Genomic DNA, 1,119 nt, shown 5'->3' with positions numbered 1-1,119 from the left:
CTAGTGACCTGAGTCAGAGATTCGGTGGCAGTAGGCGGCGACTTTGTCGAGGATCTCGTCGGCGGTCTTCGTCCAGACGAAGGGTTTGGGGTGTTCGTTCCAGTCGGCCAGCCAGGCACGGATGTCGCGTTCGAGGGCCTGGACGGAGCGGTGGACGCCGCGCTTGAGCTTCTTCTGTGTCAGCTCGGCGAACCACCGTTCCACCAGGTTCAGCCAGGACGCACTGGTCGGTGTGAAGTGCAGGTGGAAGCGGGAGTGGGCCAGCAGCCACCGCTTGATGTCCGGCGTCTTGTGGGTCGCGTAGTTGTCCAGGATCAAGTGGACATCAAGGCCGTCGGGCACGTCCCGGTCGAGCTTGGCCAGGAACTTCTTGAACTCCGCTGCCCGGTGCCGGCGGTGCAGGGACCCGATGACCTTGCCGGTCGCCACCTCCAGGGCGGCGAACAGCGTCGTGGTGCCGGCCCGGACGTAGTCATGACTGCGCCGCTCGGGCACCCCGGGCATTATCGGCAGCACGGGCTGGGACCGGTCCAGGGCCTGGATCTGCGACTTCTCGTCCACGCACAGCACCAGGGCTTTTTCCGGCGGATCGAGGTAGAGGCCGACGACGTCGCGGACCTTGTCGATGAACAGCGGATCGGTGGACAGCTTGAACGTCTGCGTGCGGTGCGGGGCCAGGGCGAACGCCCGCCAGATCCGCGAGACCGACGACTGCGACATGCCCGTGGCCGCCGCCATCGACCGAGTCGACCAGTGGGTGGCGTTCTTCGGCGTTTCCTCCAGCGTCTTGACGATCACCCGCTCGACGTCCGCGTCGGTGATCTTCCGGGGCACACCGGGACGGGGCTCGTCGCACAGGCCGTCCAGGCCCCGTTCGAGAAAACGCCGCCGCCAGGTGCGGACCGTGTCCGCAGCGATCCGCAGTCTGCGCGAGACCTCCAGGATCGAGTGGCCTTCGGCGCACTCCAGCACGATCCGCGACCGCAGGGCCAGCGCCTGAGCTGTCGAACGCCGACGCACCCAGCCTTCCAGCACAGCCCGCTGGGCATCAGTGACCGACAACGGCGCAATCTTCGGACCCGGACGACTCATACCCAACCAACGACAAACCTCCGACTC

Annotated in this window: 1 protein-coding gene; it reads right to left on the bottom strand. The window is 66.6% G+C overall.

Features of this window, described 5'->3' with window-relative positions:
• Positions 1 to 1,092, bottom strand: coding sequence for an IS630 family transposase (locus ACH4EB_RS38720; protein WP_398353241.1), 1,092 nt, complete (start codon positions 1,090 to 1,092; stop codon positions 1 to 3).
• Positions 1,093 to 1,119: the final 27 nt, after the last annotated feature.

The sequence above is a fragment of the Streptomyces sp. NPDC018045 genome, assembly GCF_044327445.1.
Lineage (GTDB): Bacteria > Actinomycetota > Actinomycetes > Streptomycetales > Streptomycetaceae > Streptomyces.
The sequence above is the reverse complement of the archived record's forward strand: the minus strand, read 5'-3'. Positions and strand labels throughout refer to the sequence as shown.

Bases quoted from the DNA above. Each gene is read 5' to 3' on its own strand.
- ACH4EB_RS38720 (WP_398353241.1), bottom strand. From the start codon at position 1,092: ATGAGTCGTCCGGGTCCGAAGATTGCGCCGTTGTCGGTCACTGATGCC.